We start from the raw sequence: 1,173 nt of genomic DNA on the forward strand, positions 1-1,173 counted from the left end.
CGCTGATACCAAGATCGACCGCAGAAGACAGGCGTTCAGCCAGCCATTTGTAAGACGCGTAATAGTTCGTGATTCCGAAACGGTCCTTAAGCGCTTTTCGTGCGTGTGGCCCGAATTGAAAGTTCATCCGACGCGCACCGTCTTAATGGTCGCAGGACGATAAAAGTCAGCCGGATCGTCTTCGCGGTAAAGCGCGCCTTCGTATTGTAATTCCGTTAATTTTTGGATATTAATTGCGGGTGGGAAATCGTTTGCAGGTCGTTTCATAGTACGTTAGTCTCCTTTTCGATTAGGTTAAACGTACTAGACAGAGGGTTGTTCGTATCGCGTTCGCTTGAAATTCGATTCTCAATCGATTATCATTAAAATACGTAGCGAAGCCCTCGTGCCTAGATACGTGGTTATGCTGTTAGTTCGCGTTGACAGTGTAGTTGAAACCGACGGATAAACTTTCGATGTGTTTCGGAATTTCCACCAAAGCGTTGCGCCAACAACGCGGAAATCTCTGTCATATTCGTAAAGCCATCGGTCCAACATTCGAGTATTACCTTTTTACGAAGGTCGTTCTGCGCCAACAGAGCGATCTTTTCTTTTGCCAATAAACCGTCATCGATAGTCGCCAAACTGTCGTGAGGTTCCCACGAGACATTGCCGTCGTCTCGCATTCCTTCTATAGATAAAGCCGCTTCTTTTCGTGAAGCCTTCAGGTACTTGTTTCGTTCCCTTGCGATAATACGTTGTATCAACGCTTTCTTATCGCGCCCGTTGTCTTCGTACCTTTCGAGCCAGTAGCCTATCGAGTTAAAGCACCGCTGCTCGAACGATGTTTGGTCGGGAACTAAGTGTGCGATTCGTTGCGATTCTCTTTGCACATACGGAATCGCTCCGTAATCTGCGGCCAGTTGTAGTCTATTAAATTTTTGTTTATCCAAGTTTTTCTCCTCCCGTCCCTTACACTTATACAGTCGCATATGGTCCGTATGAATCGGGACATTTGATTTAAAGTTTTTTATAATTTTTCTTCTATGACCATATATTAGCATCTTAATAGGAGGAGTTTGTGGTTTTTGGATAATCTTAGTTTTTTAGACTTTTCCGAAAAATATCAAAAAAAAGGACAAAAGAAAAAGGCCAATTCTTGCGTATCAAATTGGAGCACGTCATATTATCACG

General features: G+C 43.7%; 2 protein-coding genes. Both read right to left on the reverse strand.

Annotated elements, in window-relative coordinates; all coding sequences use genetic code 11:
• Positions 1–123: 123 nt before the first annotated feature.
• On the reverse strand, positions 124–267 hold the full coding sequence (locus tag V7L95_RS04175; protein ID WP_340968177.1) for a hypothetical protein: 144 nt from the start codon (positions 265–267) through the stop codon (positions 124–126).
• Positions 268–401: 134 nt separating this feature from the next.
• Positions 402–932: a hypothetical protein gene (locus V7L95_RS04180; protein ID WP_340968179.1), complete on the reverse strand. Its 531-nt coding sequence runs from the start codon at positions 930–932 to the stop codon at positions 402–404.
• Positions 933–1,173 lie beyond the last annotated feature (241 nt).

Source organism: Bacillus sp. PPSBB_11 (assembly GCF_038023285.1).
GTDB classification, from domain to species: domain Bacteria; phylum Bacillota; class Bacilli; order Bacillales; family Bacillaceae; genus Bacillus; species Bacillus altitudinis.

Bases quoted from the DNA above. Each gene is read 5' to 3' on its own strand.
- V7L95_RS04175 (WP_340968177.1), bottom strand. From the start codon at position 267: ATGAAACGACCTGCAAACGATTTCCCACCCGCAATTAATATCCAAAAA.